The organism is Pseudoalteromonas sp. THAF3 (genome assembly GCF_009363775.1).
In the GTDB taxonomy this organism is placed as follows: Bacteria; Pseudomonadota; Gammaproteobacteria; order Enterobacterales; family Alteromonadaceae; genus Pseudoalteromonas; species Pseudoalteromonas ruthenica.
In genome coordinates, this window is record NZ_CP045419.1 from 124,758 (window position 1) to 149,295 (window position 24,538).

Annotated in this window: 21 protein-coding genes; 14 read left to right on the forward strand and 7 right to left on the reverse strand. The window is 48.0% G+C overall.

Annotation, left to right across the window (positions count from 1 at the left end):
• The first annotated feature begins 3 nt into the window (after positions 1-3).
• Genes FIU82_RS15680 through FIU82_RS15700 form a run of 5 tightly spaced genes read left to right on the forward strand, consistent with a single transcriptional unit; the run spans position 4 to position 5,405 of the window.
• Positions 4-1,200 (forward strand): outer membrane beta-barrel protein, encoded by a 1,197-nt coding sequence (locus tag FIU82_RS15680; RefSeq protein ID WP_172972746.1) that lies wholly within the window; start codon positions 4-6, stop codon positions 1,198-1,200.
• Complete coding sequence (locus tag FIU82_RS15685; RefSeq protein ID WP_022945851.1) at positions 1,200-1,715, forward strand: polysaccharide biosynthesis/export family protein; 516 nt, start codon at positions 1,200-1,202, stop codon at positions 1,713-1,715. Before FIU82_RS15680 ends, FIU82_RS15685 begins: the two co-directional genes overlap by 1 nt.
• A gap of 14 nt (positions 1,716-1,729) precedes the next feature.
• The gene (locus tag FIU82_RS15690) at positions 1,730-3,943 is read left to right on the forward strand and encodes a polysaccharide biosynthesis tyrosine autokinase (RefSeq protein WP_152441561.1); all 2,214 of its coding nucleotides are present in this window, start codon (positions 1,730-1,732) and stop codon (positions 3,941-3,943) included.
• Between the two features lie 8 nt (positions 3,944-3,951).
• Positions 3,952-4,674 carry a tyrosine-protein phosphatase gene (locus FIU82_RS15695; RefSeq protein ID WP_152441562.1) on the forward strand — a complete coding sequence of 241 codons (723 nt, stop codon included), beginning with the start codon at positions 3,952-3,954 and terminating at the stop codon, positions 4,672-4,674.
• Entirely contained in the window at positions 4,647-5,405 is a 759-nt protein-coding gene (locus FIU82_RS15700) for a hypothetical protein (RefSeq protein ID WP_152441563.1), read from the forward strand. The genes FIU82_RS15695 and FIU82_RS15700 overlap by 28 nt, the downstream gene beginning before the upstream one ends.
• Here FIU82_RS15700 and FIU82_RS15705 read toward each other — a convergent pair.
• Genes FIU82_RS15705 through FIU82_RS15715 form a run of 3 tightly spaced genes read right to left on the reverse strand, consistent with a single transcriptional unit; the run spans position 5,341 to position 6,987 of the window.
• Positions 5,341-6,144 carry a Rossmann-like fold-containing protein gene (locus tag FIU82_RS15705; RefSeq protein ID WP_152441564.1) on the reverse strand — a complete coding sequence of 268 codons (804 nt, stop codon included), beginning with the start codon at positions 6,142-6,144 and terminating at the stop codon, positions 5,341-5,343. The genes FIU82_RS15700 and FIU82_RS15705 overlap by 65 nt on opposite strands.
• A 2-nt stretch (positions 6,145-6,146) precedes the next feature.
• Positions 6,147-6,512, reverse strand: coding sequence for a hypothetical protein (locus FIU82_RS15710; RefSeq protein ID WP_026111246.1), 366 nt, complete (start codon positions 6,510-6,512; stop codon positions 6,147-6,149).
• 55 nt (positions 6,513-6,567) lie between these two features.
• Entirely contained in the window at positions 6,568-6,987 is a 420-nt protein-coding gene (locus FIU82_RS15715) for a DUF3429 domain-containing protein (RefSeq protein ID WP_130146514.1), read from the reverse strand.
• A 256-nt stretch (positions 6,988-7,243) separates the two neighbouring features.
• Between FIU82_RS15715 and ahpC the strand changes: the two genes are divergently transcribed.
• The 6 genes from ahpC to FIU82_RS15745 all read left to right on the forward strand — a co-directional run bounded on the left by ahpC (position 7,244) and on the right by FIU82_RS15745 (position 12,973).
• Positions 7,244-7,813 (forward strand): alkyl hydroperoxide reductase subunit C, encoded by a 570-nt coding sequence (gene ahpC, locus FIU82_RS15720; protein ID WP_022945858.1) that lies wholly within the window; start codon positions 7,244-7,246, stop codon positions 7,811-7,813.
• 71 nt (positions 7,814-7,884) lie between these two features.
• Entirely contained in the window at positions 7,885-9,453 is a 1,569-nt protein-coding gene (gene ahpF, locus FIU82_RS15725) for an alkyl hydroperoxide reductase subunit F (RefSeq protein ID WP_152441565.1), read from the forward strand.
• Positions 9,454-9,775: 322 nt separating this feature from the next.
• Positions 9,776-10,120 carry a 5-carboxymethyl-2-hydroxymuconate Delta-isomerase gene (locus FIU82_RS15730; RefSeq protein ID WP_130145786.1) on the forward strand — a complete coding sequence of 115 codons (345 nt, stop codon included), beginning with the start codon at positions 9,776-9,778 and terminating at the stop codon, positions 10,118-10,120.
• Positions 10,121-10,275: 155 nt separating this feature from the next.
• A complete protein-coding gene (locus FIU82_RS15735) occupies positions 10,276-10,743 on the forward strand; it encodes a nuclear transport factor 2 family protein (protein ID WP_152441566.1) in 468 nt (155 codons plus the stop codon).
• 54 nt (positions 10,744-10,797) lie between these two features.
• Positions 10,798-11,133, forward strand: coding sequence for a 2OG-Fe(II) oxygenase (locus tag FIU82_RS15740; RefSeq protein WP_152441567.1), 336 nt, complete (start codon positions 10,798-10,800; stop codon positions 11,131-11,133).
• A 238-nt stretch (positions 11,134-11,371) separates the two neighbouring features.
• Positions 11,372-12,973 (forward strand): methyl-accepting chemotaxis protein, encoded by a 1,602-nt coding sequence (locus FIU82_RS15745; protein ID WP_253946392.1) that lies wholly within the window; start codon positions 11,372-11,374, stop codon positions 12,971-12,973.
• 11 nt (positions 12,974-12,984) lie between these two features.
• Here FIU82_RS15745 and FIU82_RS15750 read toward each other — a convergent pair whose 3' ends face one another.
• Positions 12,985-13,788 carry a patatin family protein gene (locus tag FIU82_RS15750; RefSeq protein WP_253946387.1) on the reverse strand — a complete coding sequence of 268 codons (804 nt, stop codon included), beginning with the start codon at positions 13,786-13,788 and terminating at the stop codon, positions 12,985-12,987.
• Between the two features lie 166 nt (positions 13,789-13,954).
• Positions 13,955-14,389, reverse strand: a complete 435-nt coding sequence (locus FIU82_RS15755) for a hypothetical protein (protein ID WP_022944611.1) — start codon at positions 14,387-14,389, stop codon at positions 13,955-13,957.
• Between the two features lie 349 nt (positions 14,390-14,738).
• On the opposite strand from FIU82_RS15755, the gene FIU82_RS15760 reads away from it, so the two are divergent.
• Complete coding sequence (locus tag FIU82_RS15760; RefSeq protein WP_045979060.1) at positions 14,739-15,656, forward strand: cation diffusion facilitator family transporter; 918 nt, start codon at positions 14,739-14,741, stop codon at positions 15,654-15,656.
• Between the two features lie 39 nt (positions 15,657-15,695).
• The gene (locus tag FIU82_RS15765) at positions 15,696-18,476 is read left to right on the forward strand and encodes a hybrid sensor histidine kinase/response regulator (protein ID WP_152441570.1); all 2,781 of its coding nucleotides are present in this window, start codon (positions 15,696-15,698) and stop codon (positions 18,474-18,476) included.
• Positions 18,477-18,513: 37 nt separating this feature from the next.
• On the opposite strand, the gene FIU82_RS15770 is transcribed toward FIU82_RS15765, so the two are convergent.
• Entirely contained in the window at positions 18,514-23,028 is a 4,515-nt protein-coding gene (locus FIU82_RS15770) for an EAL domain-containing protein (RefSeq protein WP_152441571.1), read from the reverse strand.
• 240 nt (positions 23,029-23,268) lie between these two features.
• Between FIU82_RS15770 and FIU82_RS15775 the strand changes: the two genes are divergently transcribed.
• A complete protein-coding gene (locus FIU82_RS15775) occupies positions 23,269-23,799 on the forward strand; it encodes an isochorismatase family protein (RefSeq protein WP_130145775.1) in 531 nt (176 codons plus the stop codon).
• A gap of 29 nt (positions 23,800-23,828) precedes the next feature.
• Here FIU82_RS15775 and FIU82_RS15780 read toward each other — a convergent pair whose 3' ends face one another.
• Complete coding sequence (locus FIU82_RS15780; RefSeq protein WP_231658120.1) at positions 23,829-24,491, reverse strand: TorF family putative porin; 663 nt, start codon at positions 24,489-24,491, stop codon at positions 23,829-23,831.
• Positions 24,492-24,538 lie beyond the last annotated feature (47 nt).

The window sequence follows — 24,538 nt, forward strand, 5'->3', positions numbered from 1 at the left end:
AGAATGAGAAAGTCGATGCTGGCAGCAGCGTTATTGAGTGCGACAACAGCCCATGCAGCGATGCCAAAGCCAGGCAGCTATATCACCCAAAATGGCCTTGAATTAACGCCCAAGCTCAGTGTTGGCGCGATGTACGATGATAATATTTTCAGTACGGCCAACAATGAACAAAGCAGCATGATTTACACTGCCACGCCAGAGTTAGAGATGGCGTATGATGACGGCATTAACCGGCATCAGCTTACCACACGGTTAAGCTCAGCAGCCTATATTCAAAGTAGTGCAGACAATTATACCGGTGGTCATATTGGTTACTTGTCTCACTTTGAACCGTCACGACGTCATCGCTTCAATGTGCGTGTTGACGCTGATTGGAATGTTGAGCGCCGTGGTGAAGGCCTGTCTGAAGGACAACCTAATGCCTTTGCTGAGCCGCTCACTTACGAGCAGCAGAATTACCACGCCGACTATGAGTTTGGCGCACAAACAGCGATGTACCGTGTTAAGTTTGATGCGGGTTATTACAACAAAAACTACACGCGTTTTGAGACCATTACGCAGTATCGTGATTACGACAAAGCAAATTTCGGCGCCACACTTTACTTTAATTCACAATCACGCTCAGATGTGTTCGTCTCCGTACATCAAAACAACTATCGCTACGATGTTGTTGACATCAATGGTGTCACTCGCGATTCCGATGATTATCAGGCTTATGCTGGGTACAGCTGGGAAGCAACGGCGCTAACAGAAGGTGAGATCAAAGTCGGTTATCAAAAAAAGGACTTTGCTAATGCTGCCCGTGAGAACTTTTCTGGGGTCAGTTGGCAGGCCAAGATTAAGTGGCAGCCGCTGACTTATAGCCACTTTCGCTTTACCACTTCACGCAGTGCTCGCGACCCTTTAGTTGAAGGCGATTATGTTCGTGAGACGTTCTACGAGGCGCAGTGGGTGCACCAATGGCGTGAAAACCTGCAAACTAAAGTGGCGTATTCGTACACCGATGATGAGTTTGTCGGTGTAAGCCGTCAAGACTCGCTACGCGGGCTCACTTTGGCGATGGATTACGCGTTGAGCCCAAGCGTGGTGCTATCAAGTTATTACGAACTGCGCAATGACAACTCTACTCGCGACGATTTAGCCTTTGACCGCAATCGCATTGGTTTGACTGTACAGTTTGCGTTGATGGGGAGTCGTTAATGCGGTGGCTAGCTGCAGTGCTGCTGGCACTATGTAGTCAATGGGCGGTTGCCAACAGCGATTATAAGCTCGGGCCGGGCGATCAAGTGCAAATTAGAGTGTTTGGTCAGCCGGATCTTAATATAGATGCTTTATTAGGCAAAAGTGGCGTAGTCAGCTACCCCTTTTTGGGTGAGCTTACCTTGACAGGACTCACAGTAAAAGAAGTGGAGCAGCTGATCTACAGTGGCTTGAAAGGCGACTACCTCGTTGAGCCCAATGTCTACGCCCAAGTGGTCAGCTACCGACCTTTCTATATTCATGGCGAAGTTGAAGAGCCTGGTGCCTACCCCTATCAACCAGGACTGACGGTGGATCAAGCTATCGCCTTGGCCGGTGGCCTCACTGAGCGAGCCTCCACAGACAAAATCTTTTTGCTCAGTGAACAGCAGCAACAGGCAAAGCGCAGTAAAGCGTCTTTGCAATCTCAGGTCGCCGCCGGTGACACCATAAAAATAGAGCAACGGTTCTTCTAATTTCAGGGTAGAGAATGAAAACAGCAACACGCAATACAGGCGCCGCTGAGGTTGTGACTCTGGGCTATTACTTAAAAGTCATTAACAAGTTTAAGTGGCGCATTGCGCTCTTGGCGATTCTAGTTACCACCCTAGCTATGGTGTGGGCGCTGCAATTGACTCCTTCATACCGTGCTAGCGCCACCTTACTTATTGAGGCGCAGCAGCGTAAAGCGGTCAGTTTTGAAGAGGTCTATGGTTTAGATGCCTCAAAAAAAGAGTACTATCAAACCCAGTATGAAATTCTGCGCTCCAGAGCCATAGCCAGAGATGTGATAGAGCAATTGAACTTGCTTGAGCATCGAGATTTTCAACCCAAGCCTAGTATGCTCAGTTGGGTTATGAATGATATTAAGCAATGGGTGAAGCAATATATTCCACAAAAGCCACAGACACTGCCAAGCACCGCCGATGCGCAGCAAGCTTACGAAAAACGAATGCAGAAAATTATCACCGCGTTTTCGCGGCGGCTGAGTATTCATCCGATCCGTAAAACCCAGTTGGTGGTTATCGCCTATGAGTCGAGCGATCCGGCGCTGGCTGCTGATGTCGCCAATGCCGTTGGTGAAGCGTACATTACTCATGCGATGCAAGCGAAAATGGGCATTGCTAAACAGGCTTCGGGGTGGTTAAACGACCGCCTAAGTATCCTGCGAGAGCGCTTGGATAAGTCCGAACAGAAGCTGCAAAGCTACCGAGAGCGTGAGGATTTAGTTGATATTGAGGGCGTTGTAGGGTTAGTGCGTCGTGAATTAGAGCAAACCGCGCAACAATTGGTGGAAGCGAAGCGTAACCAAAGCGAGCTTAACGCGATTATGCGCGTGGTGGATGAGTATGGTCGTGATGACATTGCCAGGTTGGAATCGATCAACGAAATCACCACTCACAAAGTGATTCAAGACGTGAAGCGCGAGGTTGTGACCGCGCAGCGCAAAGTGAGTGAACTACGACAAGTATATGGCCCTAAACACCCTAAAATGATTGCCGCGCGAGCGGAGCTTGCTACTGTGCAGGAAAACTTATCGGCACAAATTCGCTCTTTGGTGATGGGCTTAGAAAAAGAGATGCGCACCGCCAATAGTACGGTGTCAGCGTTACAGCAAGATGTGGAGCAATTGCGTCAGCGTTTTCAAATGCTAACGCGTAAAGAAACTGAGTATCACCAGCTCAAACGCGAAGTGGAAACCAACCGCAATATCTATGATACCTTTTTATCGCGCTCCAAAGAGACCGAAGTCACCAGTGATTTCAATTCGCCAATCGCGCGGTTTACCGATTATGCCTACCAGCCTACGAATCCAGCGAAGCCGAATCGTAAGTTAATCGTCGTATTAGCCTTCGTTGCGACCTTAGGTTTCGGTATCGTGCTGGCGTTTCTAACCGACGCGCTAAACGACACGCTGAACAACGCTGAAGAAGTAGAAAATAAGCTCGGTCAGCGACTGCTAGGAGTGTTGCCGAGTTTACCCTCATCAAAACGTAAGCCGCTGCCAACGCACACCTTCTTTGATAAAGGTAAGTTGGCTTTTGCGGAGGCGGTGCGCACCTTTAGAACGTCGCTGGTACTCAGTCAGATGGACCGTGACAATCAAGTGATTGAAGTGACTTCATCGGTGCCGGGTGAAGGGAAGTCAACCACGTCCATCAACCTCGCTTTCTCGCTCGGGCAAATGGAAAAAGTATTATTAATTGATGCTGATATGCGTCGTCCTTCGCTGGCTGGGCGCTTCTCTCTTCCGGCGTACCAGCCAGGGCTGGCGAATGTCCTTGCGAACACTCAGCAGCTTGAGGAGTGTATTCACGTTGATGAACAGTCGAACATTCACGTGTTGTGTGCTGGGCAAATCCCATCTAATCCGTTAGAGCTACTCAGTAGCGAAAACTTTAAGGCCCTGTTGGCACACTTGCGCCAGCAATACGATTATATCGTGCTTGATACGGCACCTTTAGAGGCGGTGAGTGACGCGCTTGTTGTTTCCCAGCACAGTGATTCAGTGATCTATGTCGTTAAATCAGGATCGACACGTCAGGGGTTAGTGAAGGCCGGGCTACACCGCTTAATTGATGCTAAAGCAAACGTTTGTGGGGTGCTGCTAAACCAAGTTAATGGCAAACAAAAGCAGGGTCATAATGCCCATTATGGCTACTACGATAGCCATGGATATACCCAAGCAAATGCACCAACGTAAGGCTTGCTATGATTGATATTCACAACCATGTGTTGGCTGGGATAGATGATGGACCGCAGCAGTGGCAACACAGTATCGCCATGCTCGAACAAGCTAAGGCGCAAGGGATCTCCCATGTGGTTGTCACACCGCATCTGCACTTTGGTCGCTTTGACAACACCCAACCCGTAATCGCGCAAAGTTTTGCGCGGTTGCAGCAAGCTATACGTGAGCAACAGCTCGATATTCACGTTGCTTTTGCCAGTGAAGTGCGCATTGACTCGCAAATTATGGCAGCCCTGGCCAGGGACCTCATTGCGCTATTTCATGGTCAAGGCCCAGAGCGGGCAATACTCTTAGAATTGCCGCACTCGCATGTACCTCTCGGTGCCGACAAGCTGATCACTTGGTTAAATCGCCAAGGCTTAACAGTGGTGCTGCCGCACCCTGAGCGCAATAGAGAAATTAAGGCGAAGCCTCATTTGCTGGCACGATTTAAGCGCTTAGGGTGCTTAATTCAAGTGACGGCAGGGAGTTTGCTAGGGGATTTTGGTGATGACAGTGAAAAACTCGCAGTGCATTGGCTAGAGCAGGGTGACGTTGACCTGATAGCCAGTGATGCCCACAGTTGCGAACGTCGACCTTTTCGCCTAGCGCAGGCCCGTGAGCGCTCTGAGCAACTGGTCGGCAAGGAGCTGGCCCAACGCTACACCAAGGAGAACCCATGGCGTCTATGCCAAGGTCTATTTTAGCTCGGTTAACTCCTCGGCACTTGGCAGCCACCGTGCTTATGCTGATCAGTATTGGCTTGGCAGCGGGCTCCATTGCTGCCTTGCAAGGCAATCTAGCCTATTTACAAGGTAAAACATTGCTGTCGCACTTGCAGCTGCAACAAAATGAGTTGGAGCCAGCCGTCGGCTCGACCCATTACATGCGCGCCCACATGCGTCTGCAGCGCGCTGCTGAGCTCGTTCCTAACCATGCTCAATACCACACGATTCAGGCGCAGCTATCATTGTATGGCTTTGCGCATGGCTATGCCGATGGCGTTGAACTGCGAACTGCTAAAGAACAATTATTGCACTCACTGAGCTTGCGACCGAGCTGGCCGTATACTTGGCTGGAGTTGGCAAAAGTAAGCTATTCTCTGGATGGAATCAACGATTCGGTGTGGCAGTATTTAAAACAGGCGCAACAATATGGGCCCTTTATAAAAGAGGTTAATATCACCAGTGTTGAGTTTTACCTTTTATATTACGCTGAACTCAACGCCGAGCAGCGCCAAGCACTGCGTACTCAGCTGCAACGAGCATTAGTGCAACGAGATGGTGCCTGGCTATTGTGGGAACGAGCCCAACTGCGAATGCGCAAAACCTTGTTATGTCATGAAGTGGCGAAACTGCAACAGCAGCATCAAGTCATGAATAACCTTTGTAAGCGTGCGCAAGCCAATTTTGCCAGTGTTGCTGATAACCCAGCATAAGCTGGTGTTGGCGACTCTCGAAGTGTTGTGCCTGGTCTTTTTCATTGCAAAAAGGCCCAGCATGGCACAGTGGGCAATAGTTGGTATCATCTAAATAACGCGGGCGGTGATAGGGAAAGTCAACGTTTTTGGGGTTCAGCGCGTAGCTGTAGGTGACTCCCTTGGTGTCTTTGACATGTTTATTGCGGTCCACGTTGCGGATACGGTATCCGGGGAAATCATCAATATTAAAGGGCTGCTCACCGACATACTGTATATCAAGACCAGTACATAGGGCGTGGTCAAGACCCCAATGACTGTAAGGCTTGACGTCTTTTGAGGTGATATAACAAAGCCCGGCGCCGTTTTTAGCTAGGCCATAGGCGCTACCATAGCGTAAAAATTGGTGTAACAGGGCACGATTCAAGGTGTTGAGGCCACCTTGTTGCTGCGCTGCAGCAAAGGCGCTTTTAGAACCGAGTTGGCTGAGCAATGGAAACTGAAAAATGATGACATCAAAGCCCGTGCTAAGGCGTTGCCAGCAGGCCTGGTTGGTCACATCAAAGCTGAAATACAGCGGTACCTGGGCTTGGCGTAACTCATCAATGCCGTGACTGGAATACTTCTCTCGCAGTACCGCTTCTGAGTCATACACCGAACCGACGATATGGGCGTCTGCAAAGCGTCGTTTAAGCGCCCGGGTAAAGGTTAAATCGCCGTCGCCGACCGTTAAAATACGCCACTGAGCACTTAAGTACATCGTTACTCGTGACTCTGCGGGGCATTGGAGCGGGGTTGCAACAAATAGAGCCGAGCTTTCAGTGATTCAATAGCCACCTGGCGGATAATTAAACGCAGGGCCACAAAAGCGGCAATGGCAAAGTGGATAGGGCCGTGGGTAAGACCAAGCTCAGGCTGATAAATTAATGCTCCGAATAAAATAAACAAACACACCAACCACGCATCTATAAATTGGTTAGCATAAAAGTGCAGGGTGCCTTCGTGCTTATGGTCTTTTTTAATGCGTACCGAGCAAAAAAACGGCACAACCTTTACCTTGAATGCGGCGTTTTTTTCACTGAACTGTTCGCCCAACTGCTCAAGGGCACTGCGTAAATCGTCAATCATGGCCATCTCACCGAAAAATCAGAGCGCGCAGTGTACTGTATTGCTGTGAAGCTGTCTAAGGTCTGTCGAGCATGGCGGCAATCATCAGCAAGTGACACACAAATACCACTGAGGTAAGCACAAAGCGCATCTTGCGATAGTCCTTGTGGTGCTCCGCCCATTGCGGCTGTTTTACTTCAATGGCCAGCACCAACCAAAAACTGGCGCTTAACCACGCTAATGTGAACAGCTCATTGCCCAGCGCCAACAGCGGCAGCGGGATGGTGGGAATAACGACAGCAATGGCGCGCCCATAGCTTTGCTCACCGGGGCGCCATAACTGACCGGCAAGGAAGCTCATAATCGCGATGCCATAATAAATGAACATGGTGCCAGCGTACTCAGTGCGACCACTGAGCATGCTCCATCCAACCAAGGCTAAAAACGGCAGTAATCCTAAGTAACCTAATTGGATATGATTGATATAACGGGCAATAGACAAAGTAGACCTCAGCGCGGATGCTTTTCTTAATTGTACGTGGCGCAGGTTAAAGAGTTCAATGAGTTCAGGCGAAAAAGCCATTAACGGTCTGAGAAATCGCAGTAAGTCTAAGCGTCAATCATATTTATCGATGGTTGTAATCGAATCAATCTGTTTTATTTGTTAAAGCACAACCTCTATCTTATTCATCAACGCAGCGGCACACGCCGCTAATTATTTAAAACTGATGACAGACAACATGAGGTAATTTATGAGCAACTCATTGATCAACACTAAAATCCAACCTTTTAACGCAACGGCTTATCACCAAGGTGACTTCGTTGAGCTAAGCGAGCAAGACCTATTAGGCAAATGGTCAATCGTGTTTTTCTACCCAGCGGACTTTACTTTCGTATGTCCTACCGAGCTAGGTGACTTGGCTGACTACTACGCTCAATTGCAAGAAATGGGTGTTGAAGTTTATTCAGTGTCTACGGACACCCACTTCACCCACAAAGCGTGGCACGATTCTTCTGAAACCATTAGTAAAATTGAGTTTCCAATGATTGGCGACCCAACCGGCAAAATCACTCGCAACTTCGGTGTGATGATTGAAGAAGATGGCCTAGCGCTACGCGGTACTTTCGTTATCAACCCTGAAGGCGAAATTAAAGTGGTTGAAACGCACGACCTAGGCATTGGCCGCAGCGCTAAAGAGTTAGTACGTAAAGTACAAGCGGCGCAGTACATCGCTACTCACGACGGTGAAGTATGCCCAGCCTCTTGGCAGCCAGGTGAAGAAACGCTTGCACCTTCGCTCGACCTTGTCGGCAAAATCTAATAGCGCCTAAATCGCAACATTCGGGCGGTGGCAACACCGCCTTATTTTTCTAACGCTTGAAGAGGCTAACCATGTTAGACAGTACCATTAAGAATCAATTATCAAGCCATTTTAGTGCATTGACGGGCAATATAGAGCTGGTTCTAGCCCTCGATGAAAGCAATAAAAGTAAAGAATTAGACACCTTGGCCAACGATTTGGCCGAGTTGAGCCCGCGCATTAGTATACGGCAAGACCACCAAGCAGCGCGACGCCCTGCGATGCAAGTACTCGGCGAGCAAGGCACCTCGATTACATTCGCTGGGGTCCCGATGGGTCATGAGTTTACTTCATTAGTGCTCGCTGTACTGCACAGCGGCGGTGTGGCAACTAAGGCCGATGAGGCGCAACGCACGCAAATCCAGGCCTTAGATAAAACCCTTAATTTTGAAATTTATATCTCGCTGAGCTGCCAAACCTGCCCAGGCGTCGTGCAAGCGCTCAATACCATGGCGGCTTTGAACCCTCGGGTGAATGTGACCATGATAGACGGTGCCTTGTTCCAAGAGGAAGTAGAGCTGCGCAACATCATGGCGGTGCCTACGGTGTACTTGAATGGCGAGCTATTTAGCCAAGGCGCTATCAGCCTCAATGACATTCTTAACAAAGTCGATGAGGGAGCTGCGGCGCGCCAAGCCGAACTATTGAATGAAAAAGACCCTTATGACGTATTGGTAGTCGGCGGTGGTCCTGCAGGTGCATCGGCTGCTATCTATGCGGCGCGAAAAGGGCTGCGCACCGGTATTGTCGCTGAGCGCTTTGGTGGCCAAGTAGCCGATACCATGGCCATTGAAAACTTTATCTCGGTCAAAGCCACAGAGGGCCCGAAACTGGTAGCTCAGCTAGAAGAGCATGTGAAAGAATATAATGTCGATGTCATCGATAATCAGCGCGCCGCACGTTTAGACAGCGATAGCCGCGCCATCACCTTGGATAATGGTGCCACACTGCAAAGCAAATCCCTGATCCTCGCCACGGGGGCACGCTGGCGGGAAATGAATGTGCCAGGTGAGCGTGAATACCGAGGCCACGGGGTTGCTTATTGCCCGCACTGTGATGGTCCGCTCTTTAAAGGTAAGTCGGTAGCGGTGATTGGTGGCGGTAATTCAGGCATTGAAGCAGCGATCGATTTAGCCAACATTGTTGAGCATGTAACAGTACTTGAATTTGCCGATACCTTACGTGCTGACGACGTGCTGGTTAAAAAGGCGCAAAGCCTTACTAATGTCACCATCATTACCCATGCGGCGACCACCGAAATTGTTGGCGATGGCAATAAGGTGACCGGTCTTAATTACACCGACCGCGAAACACAACAATCGCAGCATGTAGCCTTAGCCGGCGTATTCGTACAAATCGGCTTAGTGCCTAATACCGAGTGGCTGAAAGACAGTGGTCTGGATTTAAGCTCTTTTGGTGAAATAACGATTGATGATAAAGGCGCGACTAATCTGCCTGGGGTCTTTGCCGCTGGGGACGCCACCACCACGCCTTTTAAGCAAATCATTATTGCCATGGGCGCAGGAGCCAGTGCCAGCCTTGGCGCCTTTGATTACTTAATTCGTCACAGCGACGACCAAGCGCAAAGTGATGCCGCTTAAAGTAGATACTGCACACACCCTGAAATCTCCAGATGTGTAGTCCCCAAGCCGCTCAATGAGCGGCTTTTTTCCTGTGCTGTGAAATTGAAAGCAGCTGCCAATGCAAGCGGTAAAGCTGATTGTGCCTGTCCCCCTACCGATTAAGTGGTTTTATTTGAATGCCGGCAACTTATACTTATACCGCGCTACCGGTGTTGTTAGCTGTCATTTTTCAGTTTATTTTTCATTGCGTTACCTTCATTAGCGAATTTCAATTTTACAAGGTATGCTAGCGTGTAAAGCAGGGACAATACCTGTTAGTCAGACCGTCGGCGGAGGATTAATGCCACATTTTGTAATGGATTGCTCACAGGACATCTTCGTCTCCCATGATGAAGCCTTTATTATTGAACAACTTTTTTTGCAAGCTTGTGCTACCAATTTGTTTGATGAACGTGATATCAAAGTCAGAATAAATTCTTTCGAAAAATACTCTGTAGGTAATAAGCGAGAGCCCTTCATTCATGTTTTCGCCTCCATCATGCAAGGCAGGACGACTGAGCAAAAGGCGATGCTATCGCAGCAAATGGTATCAAAGCTGGTAACTTTATTTCCGAATGTTCCGAATATCGCCATGAACATCAGTGACTTTGAAATGGCCACTTACTGTAATCGTACAATGGTGTAACTCGTCACATTACCCAAACCTATGGTGGCATTCAGTGCTCGCTTTGGACAAATTTGCCAATGAGTCGCTTGAATTCAATCGCATTACTGGCTTCGAGGAACGCGGTTGGGTCTTTATAAACATGTTATATGAATTAACCGAAAACGGAGTTTTCAATGAAAAAATACCTATTCTTTGCAGTATCAATGTTGGTTTCAGCATCGCTATCCGCCAAAGAGACAAAAATTGATCTAAATGAACTTGCTCAAAAGTATTTCGATACCATGGTTGCCACGCAAAGCCCAGGAGCAACAAAGAAAGAGCTGGAGACCCATCTTAATTTACTTACAGAGGATGTTGGGCATTCGCACTTACCTTGGGTGACAGATGATTCGCGCTTAGCAAATGGCAAAGAGGCAATGAGAAAAGGGATGACTTTTTATCTTGGCGCCCACAGCGAATACAATGCAGAGCTATTGGATGTATTTACATTTAACCACTCAGCCGTTGCTATAAGATATAAAAACTACGCTAAGGGCACCCATCCTGAAAATAATCAACCGATAGAATATAGCCAAGTCATGATGGAAGTATTGGAAATTGAAGACGGCAAAATTGCGGTAATAAGAAAATACCATGAGTAACTTTGCCCATTGAGTAGGGTGCGAGGCCTTAAGGAGAGAAAATGAAGTACCTGTATGTTTAGATGGCAAAAAGGCCGCCAGAAAAGCGGTTATGAGAAAATGTTGCTGGCAAGGGCATGGTGGCCGCTAAAATTCGATGTTTACTTGCTCAAGTTCCCACAAGGCTGTGAGGTGCCCACGCACACTGACAAAGTAACCGCAGGCCGGCATTATCGGCTTAATATTATCCTCAAACAAGCACGCTGTGGCGGTCAGTTTGTTTGTAAATCGCCTATTTACAGCTCTAAACGAATCAAGTTATTTCGCCCCGATATCAGTGAGCATGCAGTTACTAAGGTCACCTCAGGAAATCGTTATTTGTTAAGTATTGGTTGGGTTCGTGACCATTAAAAGACCAACTGTCGTCCATCGTATTCATCACATACGGGTTAGCGTGAATCGCTAATCACACTCGTTTTTACATATTATCTCGGGGTGAGAACAGTAATTTTTTAAACTGGATTGGCGCATTTGCTTATCTTCGAAAATAATTAAGTAGCAACTGCTGTTGCATGAAGTGCATGGATAGGCACAAAAATCTTAGTTTAAATTACGAGGGTGTCCCATGCTCAATACCATGTCTGTGAAGATGCGACTGATTATTTTGTCCATAATTCCAATTGTATTACTTATTATTTCAGCGGCGCTGAGTATGTCTCAACTTAATACCATTGGCGAGGGCGTTGACAGTATTTATAAAGATAGGGTGGTGCCATTAAAGCAAATTAAAGTGGTGTCAGATAATTACGCGGTCAACATTGTCGATTTATTGCATAAGTATCGCGCTGGCGTTATCGACAAATCGCAAGTTATATCTTTGATTGAACAGGCGAAAGCCACCGCGCAGCAGCATTGGCAGGACTATTTACAAACCAAACTCACAACCGAAGAGCAGCGCTTAACCGAAGACGTGGATGAGTACCTCGCACCGGTGGTTGAGAAAATTGATGCGTACATGCGGGCCATAGAAAATGGCACCTTTAAAGCGATGGACCAATCGCAGTTTGTAGCCGACCTTTACAGTGTTTTTGACCCACTCAGTGGCAGCTACGCGGCACTTATCGATTTGCAGCTATCAGAAGCGCAGCGGTTTCGCGACAGTGCCGATGAGCAAGTTTCCCACGTCACCACCTTGTTGTTAGTTTTTATCATCTTGACCATTGCCTTTATGGCCTTATTGGCTTGGTTTATCTACCGCTCTATTCATGGGCCTTTGAGCCACTTGCAGGGCACCATTCAAACCATTGCCGAGCAGGCCGATTTGACCCTGCGTGCCAAAGTCACCGGGAAAGACGAAATAGCCACTACAGCTGAGCACTTCAATCATATGCTTAGTCGAATTCACACTTTGGTTACTGACGTCACGGGTGCGACACTGACGTTGTCATCGGCGTCAGAGCAAATGCAAGCGATCAGTGCGCAGGTAGCCTCGACTGCAACCCAGCAAGAGCAACAAAGTGCGATGATAGCCACCGCCATAACGCAAATGAGTGCAGCGATTCAAGAAGTGGCTCAAAACGCGCAAAATACCTCGCAGCATGCTGCATCTGCTGATGGCTTGGCCGAGCAGGGCAGTCAAACCATCGATGATAACCTTGAGGCTATTCGCACCTTATCTCGTATTGTTGCGCAAAACGCCCAATTGATTGGTGAGTTGAATGCCCAGTCAAATGAGATCAACCAAGTGGTGCTTATGATTCAAGGGGTGGCTGAGCAGACCAACTTGCTAGCGCTGAATGCTGCCATTGAAGCTGCCCGCGCCGGAGATTCAGGGCGTGGCTTTGCGGTGGTTGCTGATGAAGTGCGTACACTGGCACACAATACTCAACAGGCCACAGAAAACATCAATACCATGATCGCCAAGCTGCAGGATATGGCTGGCCAGGCCGTGGCAGCAATGCAGAGTGCCGATGACAGCGCCAAAGAAAGTGAGCATCATAGCCAAGAATCGGCAACCGCCATTAACCGTATTCGTGAAGCGGTCGCTGACATTGCCGATATGAATTTACAAGTATCTACAGCCACCGAAGAGCAAACGACAGTGGCTGCTGAGATAAGCCAAAATATTAATGAATTTAACGACAGCATTACCAGCGTATCGCAAAGCTCACAGCAAAACGCCGATGCCAGTAAAGAATTGGCGCAGCTCGCTGATAGCCTGCAACAGCAAGTGAAAGCTTTTGTGGTCTAAATACGTACTCGCTAATTGATGCTTAGCCGCTGCAAATAGTCTAGCCCTTGCTGACAGCCTAGAGTGTAGCCGTGGCGTAATTTGGCCGCATCACGTGTGGTTCTGCCCACAGCAAACTCTGGTTCCGGGGCAATGACCTCGATATGGCAATCCGGCGGTGGTGAGTGGATAAATTCTAAGCTTTGGTTATATCCCTCTGCTCGGCGGCTCGAGGCACTGATCAACGCCGGGGTATCGCGCAGTAGGCGTCGTGTTACCCAGTGTGAGCGACTCGGTTTTTTGCGATAGCCCAACGGCTGGGACAAAATCACGGTAATGCGTTTCGCTCCTTCTAAGTAAGCCTGTTGCACGGGGATGGAATCGCTCAGACCCCCATCGGTATATTGCTTATCGCCAATTTGCGGGTAATCGCGATAGGCCAAAGGCAACGCACAAGAGGCTTTTAAAATCGCTTCTAAATTATCGGCGTTGGCTTTTAAATACTCAGCTTGACCGTTGGCGATGTTGGTGGCCACCACATAAAATGGTGCGACTTGCTTCGCAAATGTCGCTAAATCTAAGCGGATATCAGCAATGGTCTGTTGCCATAGCCAATCCAAATCAAACAGGTGCCCGCCGCGTGCAAAACGTAGGTAATTAATAAATTCAGGTCGGCACGAGTAATCCGTGATCACCTTATAGTTGCGCTGGTGTTGTTGGCACAAATAAGCGGCGATATTGGTTGCGCCAGCGGACACTCCAAAATACATATCAAAGGGCTGGTAGTGCTGTTGCAGCCACGTATCGAGTACGCCGGTGGCAAAAATGCCACGCATCGCGCCCCCTTCAACAACAAGGGCATGGCTTAGAGATGAATTGGAGATAGGTAAAACCCTGCATACGCTTTTATTTATTACCTCAGCAACTTAGCATGAATTTTATTTGCGCAGCAATGGGCAATAAGGGCAAAAGGCGGTGTATAGGGCACCGCCATAAAAGTGATCAACGATTGGTAACCGCATCCTTACCATCGACATAGTGTTTAACGTCGCTGGCTTTACCCGCTTGTTCACGCAACAAATAGAAGCAGCCGCGAGAACCTGGATTGTCGGAGTAGCCTTGAATGCCAACAACGGCATCTTTAGTCACATTACCCACGTACTGCAAAGTCGGGTAGCTATCGAAAGAGATGATCACCAATCCCTCCTCTTGCCACCAGTTACCGCCTCCGTATGGGTAGCTCCATGTGCCATCGGCATTAATTGTAAATAACGCAGCGGTAATCGGCGTTGAGCCCGCAGTATTACAATTCCAATTGACATGGTTGCGCCAAGTACCGACTACCGAGGTCGAAGACGCAGCTAATACAGAGGAAGTTGAAGCAAGAGATAGGCCGATAACACAGGCCACAGTAGAGAGTGATTTCACTAGTTTCATAATTATATTTCCTTATATAAATGTGTTTTTGCGTTTTGGTTACACACAAGAGCAATCCTTCAGTCCTGTTGTGTCGCCACGCGACTTTGAGATTAGCTAAAAAAAGCATAGTTTCAATGCTGATTTAACAAAAAAGTTACATATGGATGATTTTTAGGGAAATTTAGTTATCGATATGACCGGCAAGTTAGAGCGGTGATTGGTTCCAAAGCGGGCAGTTGGTGCCTATCACTCTTTTATGAGCAGTTCTTGTGCATTCACAATGGGTGGTGATGAAAACGGGTGTAATATAGTCGCAAAACAAGTACAATTGCGACTATATATCATTCCCGAGTATCATCCGGCGCGCATGACCGACATCACCACACACCAGGCTTCTCGCAAACGCTTACTTATTGCGCTCGCTATAACCTGTAGCTTTATGGTCATCCAGCTAATAGGGGCTTATCACGCGAACTCTTTAGCGGTGTTCGCCGATGCCGGTCATTTATTTGTGCACAACAGCACGTTATTTATCGCTATTTTGGCGTCCTCTATCGCTATTCATTTGGCACGCAACTTTAATGAAGGCTATAAAAAAGCCGAATTAGTGGGCGGGCTTATTAATGGCAGCCTGTATTTGGGAATTAGCTTAACCATTTTGTTTCTTGGCTCTGAGCGGTATTTTGAAATGCATGAGGGGCATCACAAAGACGTTAATACCACCATTATGGCGTGGGTATCAAGTATCGGCTTTGTCTTTCATGGATGCGCTGCATGGGTGTTGTACAAGGGCCGCAAAGACAGCATTAATGTGTACGCGGTGTTTCTCCATACTTTCTTTGATTTGCTCTCCACCGTCAGTACCTTAGTGGCCGGTGTCACTATCGCGCTCACTGGGTGGCAGCAATTGGATGTGCTTTTTAGCATGGTGATAGCCGTGTTCGTGTTATTCACCGGTTTGCGCCTTATTGTACAGTGTATAAAGCGGTTGCAGAATCAAGAAGGGCGTTTGCCCAGTGCACAAGCTATTGAAAAGGCGATGACTAAACTCGCTCACGTACACAGTGTGCACAATGTGACCGTATCTCGAATTGACAAGCAGCTCGCCGTTGGCGCGCATATCGTGTTGAAACATCAATGTACTGTCGCGGCTCATGATGCAGTCTGTCGAAACAATGCCGAACAGATGTTAAAACAACGCTTTAATGTTGAGCACAGCGTACTGCAAATAGAGGCTCATCCGCACTCCGAAGATGGACAAGCGCATCACTGTGTACAACACTAAGACTATGCAGTTCCTATAAGTTTTTAAGCTTTCCTACAAATGAGCACAATTCGCACCGGACTTCAAAGCAGCAACAAGTTCATGGTGGCTTGCTTACTCGGCCTGATTGGCGGGTTGACGCACCTAATACCTGTATGGTTTTTGGACAGCTCTGAGTTTTTATTCGGGCAAATTTTTGTGTTGCTGAGCCTCGTTGCCTTGGGCTTACGCTACAGTGTTATCACCTTGGCTATCGCCTCTGCTTTTATCTTTTATCGCTGGCAACATGCTTGGCCCAGTATCGCATTTTTGCTCGAGTTGATATGGCTGCATTGGTTTTGTTGTCGCCGCTTAAGGCGTCCGTTATTGCCATGGGGTGGGGTCTTTTGGTTGCTGGTTGGCTTGCCGCTGCTGGTGGTTTTTGGTCATTGGATGGTCGAGTTGCCGTGGTTATCGCTTACCACTGCTATTTTCAAGTACTTACTTAACGCCATTATTTCATTAGCTGTAGTTGACCTATTAAGCTACTTTTTACCCTTTATAGTTTGGCACTATCGGCAAAACTCGCTCAAACATATTCTCAGCTACGTGGTCAGCGTATTGATTCTATTGGTGGTGCTGTTGACGACCGTGATTTTGGTTAACGATCACTATGAACGTATAGAGTATGAGGTCAATACACAATTACGTGCCCATGCAGATAGGGTCTCGCAACAAATAGATAGCTACCTGGAACAGCACCAAAATGCCATTGTTTCGGCGCGCGATACCTTGGCGCAAGGTGTTGATGAGCGTTGGCAGCTTAGTCATTTAGGGCAAATGTACCCTGGCTTTATTTCTACGGTACTGATCAATCAGCAAGGGGTGGCGTATGTGGGATGGCCCAAGTCGCTTCTTGATGGGCTCTCCGCACAGCAGCGAGATGTGACAGACCGCGATTACTTCACGCAAGCGCACAGCCACCCTAACGGCTATATTTCCAGTGTTTTTCGCGGTCGTGGCTTAGGTGACAACCCCATTGTTGGCATCTCTGCACCGATATACGAAAAACAACAGTTTGCAGGCGTGATTGAAGGTTCGCTGCGATTAGAGTCCTTTCGTCGCTTTCGGCCCTACTTGTTTGAGCAACAAGGGGAATTGCTGGTCATTGATGCCAACAATCACGTGGTGTATAGCAGTGTAAATACTTACAAAGTGCTAAGCCACCTCGAGCAACCTGCTTTAGCGGAGTTTAACGGTGATTCAAGCGCTTTATACCGCTCTGCTAACAATGAGCTGTATTACAGCCGGTCACTTAATAGCTCCCAAACAGGTTGGACGGTCATCGCTATGATGAACCGCCTCCATGTAAACTCTGTGGTCGCTTCAACCTGGTTGTACGTGTTGCTGCTCACGCTGGTACTCTTGCTGCTGGCAGGAATTTTCATTCGCCAGCTAAGCCAAAGATTGGTGGCGCCACTTAACTTTTTAACCCAAGTAATGCAGCGCTACCCGATGCTGCCAAATAAGACGCCGCTTAGCCAACACGAATGGCAGGAAGTTCAGCAACTACACGAACAGTTTGATTCGCTGGTGGTGCAACTCCAGCAGAGTTTTGAGCAGCTAGCACAATCCGATGACCGCAACCGCGATTTGAACAAACAACTAACGCGCTTTAATCAAGAGTTGGAGCGTAAAGTACAAGAGCAAACTGCAGAGCTCAAGACTGCGGTGCATAGGGCGAACCAGGCCAGTCGAGCAAAGTCACAGTTTTTAGCTAACATGAGCCATGAGCTGCGTACACCCATGAACGGTGTGCTCGGGATCACCGACATTTTGCTGCAAGACTCGCAGCTGAGCGCCCAGCAACGCCAGTATTTAACCACCTTGGATGCAAGTGCACAAAACCTACTGCAAATTCTTAACGACATACTGGATTTTAGTAAAATTGAAGCCAATGCCTTGGAATTGAACGCACAGCCATTGGCTACACGAGCATTTTTCACTCACGTAGAGCAGGTATTTAATAGCGCCAACGACAACAAAGAGGTGCGCTTTGCGTGCGAAATTGCCCCGAATGTGCCCTCTAGTATTCGTGTTGATGAGCTCAGACTCAACCAAGTGATCACCAACTTATTAAGCAACGCGAAAAAATTCACCGAGCGAGGAGAGATTGTCCTTAGCGTGCAATACCGCGATGATGAGCTTCAAGTGACGGTGCGTGATACTGGCATAGGCATGAGCGAAGAGCAGCAAGCACGTATCTTTACGGAATTTACTCAGGCTGATGTGTCAACAGCTCGGCGGTACGGAGGCACTGGTCTGGGACTGGCAATCTGTCGCTCCTTGGTACAAAAAATGGGCGGCGATATCTGCGTTTCCAGCGATGAAGGAGAAGGCAGCCGCTTTAGTTTTACCATCAAAGCGCCAGCCTGTGAGGACATCGAGGTTAACCAACATAGCGAACTCTCGGCGCCTGATTTAACTGAGCGACACGTCCTGGTGGTTGAGGATAACGCTGTAAATCAATTAGTCCTTGTCAAGATGCTTGAACCTTTGGGCTGTGAGGTGGCCATCGCTCAAGATGGAGTGCAAGCTTTGGATATGCTCCAGCAGCAACGCTATGATGTGGTGCTCATGGATTGCCAAATGCCGCACATGGATGGGTATCAATGTACCCAACATATTCGCAAAGAGCCGCATAAATATGGCGTCATGCCCGTTATCGCGATTACTGCCAACGCCTATGAAGAGGACAAAAACCGTTGTTTGGCGGCGGGGATGAATGCCTTCGTTTCCAAGCCACTGCAAGCGCATGAGTTGCACCGCAGTCTTCGCGCTGTGTTAAATATTTCCCACTAACTAGGCGTAAACTCAAAGCATCGACGACACTCAAGCACTACAAACTCTTGGTTTTATCAATTACGCCATCGATAAACTCACTCGATAGCAGTGTTTGTGCGTCCACTGGTCGAGCAAAGAAGAATCCTTGTAAATGGTGACACCCTAACTTATTGAGGAAAAAGATTTGCTCTCTGGTCTCCACCCCCTCGGCGACACAGTATAAGCCAAGGCTGCGCGCCAAGTTGTGAATGGTGCGAATAATGGATTCATTGGTTGGATTTACCCCAATTTGCCGTACAAAGCTTTGGTCTATCTTAATGACATCAATGGGGAATTGACTCAAATAGGTCAGTGATGAGAAACCAGTGCCAAAGTCATCAAGGAAAAGTTTGAATCCGGCGCTGTGCAAGCGGTTAAGTTGCTCTGCCGCTTTGGTTTTATCTTCGAGTAGGGTGTTTTCGGTGATCTCCAAGCGAAGCTGGGTGGGGCTAACATGGTGAAGAGCCAATATATCTTGTAGGCGGTCGCTTAAATTCGACTTTAAGATATGAATAGGCGACAGATTCAAAGATAAATAGAAATCATCAGAGCTCTCAAACCAAGGCTTTAAATCGCGCAGGGCTCTGTGTAGTGCTTGCTCGGTAATGGCATCGATTAAGCCTATCTCCTCGGCGATGGGGATAAATTCTCCCGGAGAGATAAAGGTGCCTTCATGTGGCCAGCGCAGAAGGAGCTCCACACCTACGATGCGCTTTTGGAAGTCATGCACAATGGGCTGGTAGTGGTTGAGTAACACCTCATCGCGATAGGCATCTTGTAACGCATTTTCTAGCATTAACTTATGGGTAATGCGGTTGTTCATTTGTTCGGTGAAGAACTTATAGCCATTGCGGCCCGCATTCTTGGCATGGATCATCGCCATATCGGCATTACGAATAAGATCTTCGGCGTTATCCGCATCGAAAGGAGACAACGCAATTCCCACACTGACAGAGATATTGATAGTAATATTGCCAATTTTTATGGGTTGCTCTAACACCTTGGCTAAGTGCTCAGCAAATTCACTGAGCATCTGTGGTGAATGGACATGTTCTATCAGTAACAAGAACTCATCGCCACTTTGACGCGCGAGCAGCGCATTGTCGTCTAATTGTTCGCTGATGCGCTCACAAATGCAGCACAGCACTTGGTCACCTACGGCATGGCCAAACGAATCATTTACCGGCTTAAATTTGTCCAAATCAATAAATAATAAGGCCAAAAGGGAAGCGTTTTCTTTCGCATAGTCAATTGCTTGGGATATTTTTGAGCGCATCATAGTGCGATTCGGTAACCCGGTTAAGGGGTCGTAATTGGCTAAGTAGCGTAACTCGTCTTCAGCACGCTTTTGCTCGGTCAAATCGGTGATCACGATGACGTAGTAGCTTACCTCATCACGGTTGTCGTTATTATCACGGCACACCGCAGTGACGCTTATTTGCACTGGATGGTGGCGATTATGCTTGGTGCGGATCTGCTCTTCACAACGCCAGTTCTGCCCCGCTTTTAAGCGGCCAATGATACTCATGTACTTCTTATATTTGTGTTTACCTAGAGCACGCACAAATGGCTGAATATTAAGTTGTGGCGCTTGCTGGCTGGCAAAGGCTTGCAGGAAACTATGATTGGCGGAGAACGGCTGCATATGCTCATCTAAAATCAGTAACCAATCGCTGATCTGGCTGATGGCTTCACCTAATACTGTGGCTTGCTGCGCTGAGGCTTTCGCGTCGGTGATATTGGTATAGATGCCTGATACGACTCGCGCATGCCCCTGTAAGTCGCATTCGGTAATGCGCCCGACTTCGTGATACCACAGCCATTCACCACTGCTGTGAGCAATGCGATAGGTGCACTCCCAAGTGCCTTGTTCCCCTTGTTTTAAAAAGCGCTTCCACTGGGTACGATAGCGCTCCACATCATGGGGATGAATAAGTTCGGCATGTTGCTCAAATGAGCAGCTCAAAAAACTGTTAGCATAACCGAGCTCGTCGCTAAGACGCCGCTGCGCAAATTGGCGCTCAGATACATAGTAGTGCCACACACCGCTGTTACTGCTTTGCAGAGCTAGGTTGGTTTGCTGTTGCGAGTTGACCGCTACACTGTGGGCGTCACGTAATTTGCGTTGTTGTGCGCGTAAGTACATTAGCCAAGCGCCAATAATCGCAATGGCGAGCAAGGCATACATGGTTTTTGCAAGCGGCGAACGCCATGGCGCGTAGGCCACATTAACAATAAGACGCGCCTCACGTGAGTACTTGCCGGAGACGGGGTCGAAAGCACGAATGCTTAGTTCATGGCGTCCGGGGTTGAGTTTTGCAAACTGTAAGGTGTTGTCTTTGTAATCGTTATAAGTAAAGTCGCTGGCACCCGATAAACTAATGCGGTAGCGCACTTGGCTGCGGTGTAAAAAGTTAAAACTAGAAAAGGATATTGTCAGCCCGAGGTCGTCGTGTTGTAACTGTAGCGGCTTGTCAATATAACTGATAGGGGAGTAATCGATTGAACGAGATAATAAATCAATATTGGTGATTTGCGGTGGTGGTGCAATATACTGGGTGTTGCCAGAGACGAAGTCTGTCGGGTCTATTTCCAATAACCCTTTTACGGTACCAAATACTAGCTCGCCGTTGCCTCGCTTAAGTACCGCGAAGGCGTTAAACTCCGATGCGGATAGGCCATCTTCTACGGTGAAATAGCGCACGTGTTCAGAGTTTATATTTAATCGATACAAGCCGTTGTTGGAGCCAAACCACAAGTAACCTAAATCATCCACCACTGGCGTATACACGCCAAGGTTCTTTAATCCTTGTTCGAGGCCTATTCGGGCGCGAACCTCAAGTGTTTCCATATCAAGAGCAACTAAGCCCTCGTTATCGATGCTTAACCACAAGGAATTATTCTGATCGACCGTCCAGCCATCAATATAATTAAAGTGCTGCGGGTTCGTGTTGGCGGATTCATAAACCACCTCAACTTGTTGGCGCGAGGTGTCATAGCGATAAAGCGTACCGCTATGGCTGAGCAGTGGGTCGTTCGGATGATTAGGCAGCGGCGATAGAAAGTGCGTGGCTAAATCAGGCAAAAGCGCACGATTTAGTGCTGGCACATCGGTAATGCGGTTGGCCTCGGGGTCATACATATAAAAGCCACTGGGGGCGATAAAAAACGCCCGATTGTCAGGTAACTGCACAAGCCCGCCATAGTAACTCTGGGGGTCGAAGCTTTGTGGTCTATCTGCTTTTTCTAACGGTCGGGTGAGGGTACTGGTTTTGATGTTAAATAGCTCACTGCCGTAGCTCGAATCTAACCAAAGCGAGTCTGGTTGATGTGTAGCTGGTGAGATACGATAGATAGTTTGTTGGCCAATGGCGAGCTTATCGTCCTTATTGACCAAATATGCCTCACTCTCACCATTGGCACTGAGACGATTGAGGCCGTTATCGCTGCCCACCCACAATGTACCATCGGCCTGCTCATGCATGCCCCAAGCGATATGCCCATGTTTATATTGGCCGCTAGGAAGCGTTCGCTGGCGAAAACGCATAGACAGCGGCGACCACGAGAATACTCCTTGGGAGCGAGAGCTGAGCCACAACATGCCACCTTTATCGCGAAAGAGTACTTGGATACTGTTGTCGCTGACGGCAAAGCGCGATTTACTAAATTGGACCAGTGTTTGCGCGCGCAAAGATTGCCGATTAAATTGTTTTAAGCCCTCATCTGTGGCGATAAAGTCATAAAGCCCATAGCGTTGGAAGCCCCATATGTTGTAGCTTGGCAATAATGTTCTAAATGTATTGGGGCTCGAGAGGCTCATGCTGTACAAGCCTTCTACCGTGCCGATCATCAGGCCGAATTCACTGTCAAAGCGCAACAGTTTCACGTTTTGCTGATCGCCGCTCGGCGCTTCGCTCTTGGGTAGGTAGTTAATTTGCTTCACTCGGCCTTGTTGGTAATGGTAAAGGCCATTAGATGCACCGACATAAAGCCCATCTTGATGTGGCAGCAAGGCGCGGATGATATGGGTTTCATTGGCAATACTAAAGGCATGGGTGAGTGAGTTATCGGTTAAATCGAGACTGAAAATATGATGATTTAAGCCAAGCCAAACACGCTCAGGGTTCAGGGGATCTTGAGCGATTGCAGAGACGCTAACATAGTCTATCTTGTGTTCACTAAGGGTGTTGGCAATGATTTGCTTGGAAGTGAGTGTGGCCGGGTCGACCAAGTACACGCCGCTGAACTGCGTCGACACGAGTAATTTGCCATTTGCTAGTTTAAGCATGGTCAAAATAAAGTCACTACTTAGCGCCGAGTGTTGGCTCTCAAAAAGCGTTACCTTATAGCCGTCGTAACGATTTAAACCACGCCCTGTGGCGAACCACATATAGCCGAAATCGTCTTGGGCTATGGCACTAACCGAGCCCTGAGACAAGCCCTCATCAGTGGATAAACGTTGGAGCTGATAGCCGTATCCAGCATCGTTGACGTGTGCCTGTGAGGGTGTAGCAAATAAATGCAAAAGCATGAAAAGCACAGTAATACATGCGCTATGTAGACGACGCAATGGCTGACCCCAATTGAAGTTGAAACCAACATATTAGCCTTAAATCCCTCAGGGCATTTAGGCATCAACTAATCGTTAACAATAATACATAAATTTAGCATAGAACCTTGGTTCGTCACTATATCTTTATAATTTTACTTTGAAAAAACCACACCTTATGATGAATTTCGGAAAACAAAAAGGAACAAAGTGGAGCGTTTAATGAACAATAATGCACAAAATGCAACCTTAGTGGTTGTTGATATGCAAGCTAAGTTAGCACCCGCTATGAGCGAGTACACCCATATACGTGCTCAGGTACAGTTGCTACTTAGCGCCAGTCACTGCCTTGATATTCATTGTGTGGTGACAGAGCAATACCCCGAAGGTCTCGGGCCAACCGATGCACAACTTAAAATAGGGAACGCTAACTATATTACCAAAACAACGTTCAGTGCCGCCCAGCATAAAGATTTTGAGCAAGCATTAGGCTCGCACCAGCACATCTATTTGTGTGGTATGGAAAGTCATGTCTGTGTCTACTTCACGGCAATGGATTTATTGGCCAAGGGCTACACAGTGAGTGTGATAGCCGATGCGGTGTGTTCACGAAAACAAGAAAACAAACAATGGGCGCTTTTGCAACTGCGCCAAGCTGGCGTGCAGGTATGCTCTGCAGAGACGGCTATATTCGGATGGATGCACAGTTGCGAGCATCCGCAATTCAAAGAGGTTTTAGCGTTAATAAAATAGGCGCCATGGTCGGCGCCCATTGTGGGGATTTACAGTGAGAACGTTTTGCTCACTGACAGTACCAAGCGCTCATCAGCGTATTCGCTATCAAGGTTGGTATCTTCTGCCGCTAACTCGAAATCAAAGCCTGAATAGGAGGTTTGATAGGCGAGACGGTAATGTACGTAGGATTTGCCATCCGCTTGCCACGCGAACTTATCGCCATCTAGCGAGTTTGACGCGTCTACGCTTAAGCGCAAGTTATGACCCTCTGCCAGTGCATAGTTATGAGCTAGCATAGAGATAACATGGCCGGCATCGGTGCCAAAGTAATCCCAGGTGTACCAGAAGTTGGCCTCGGTAGTACCCAGTTGCGAGTCATAGGCAAATTTGGTGTAGGCTTCAAAATAGTTACCGTCACTGGAGCTAGACGCGCCGTGGTAACTGTAATAAGCGATACCATAATCCACAGACAGCTGGTTGTTCAACTGGCGAAATTGGCCGACGTAGAAATCCCACTCTAAGTCAGTGCCATCGCCAAAGTCGACGTTTGACGCCCAGCTGCCGGCGTAGAAACCGTTATCGGCAGCGTAATCAATGCTCCCTTGCAGCGCTGGGTCGTTTTCAGTTTGGCTTACACCATTAAAGGTGTAGTCGCTAGCACCAGTAATTGTTGCTGACCAATCAGCCAATGCGACCTGTGAGGCCATCATTAACGAGATTGCGCTTAAAGAGTAAATTGTTTTTCTCATCATTGCTC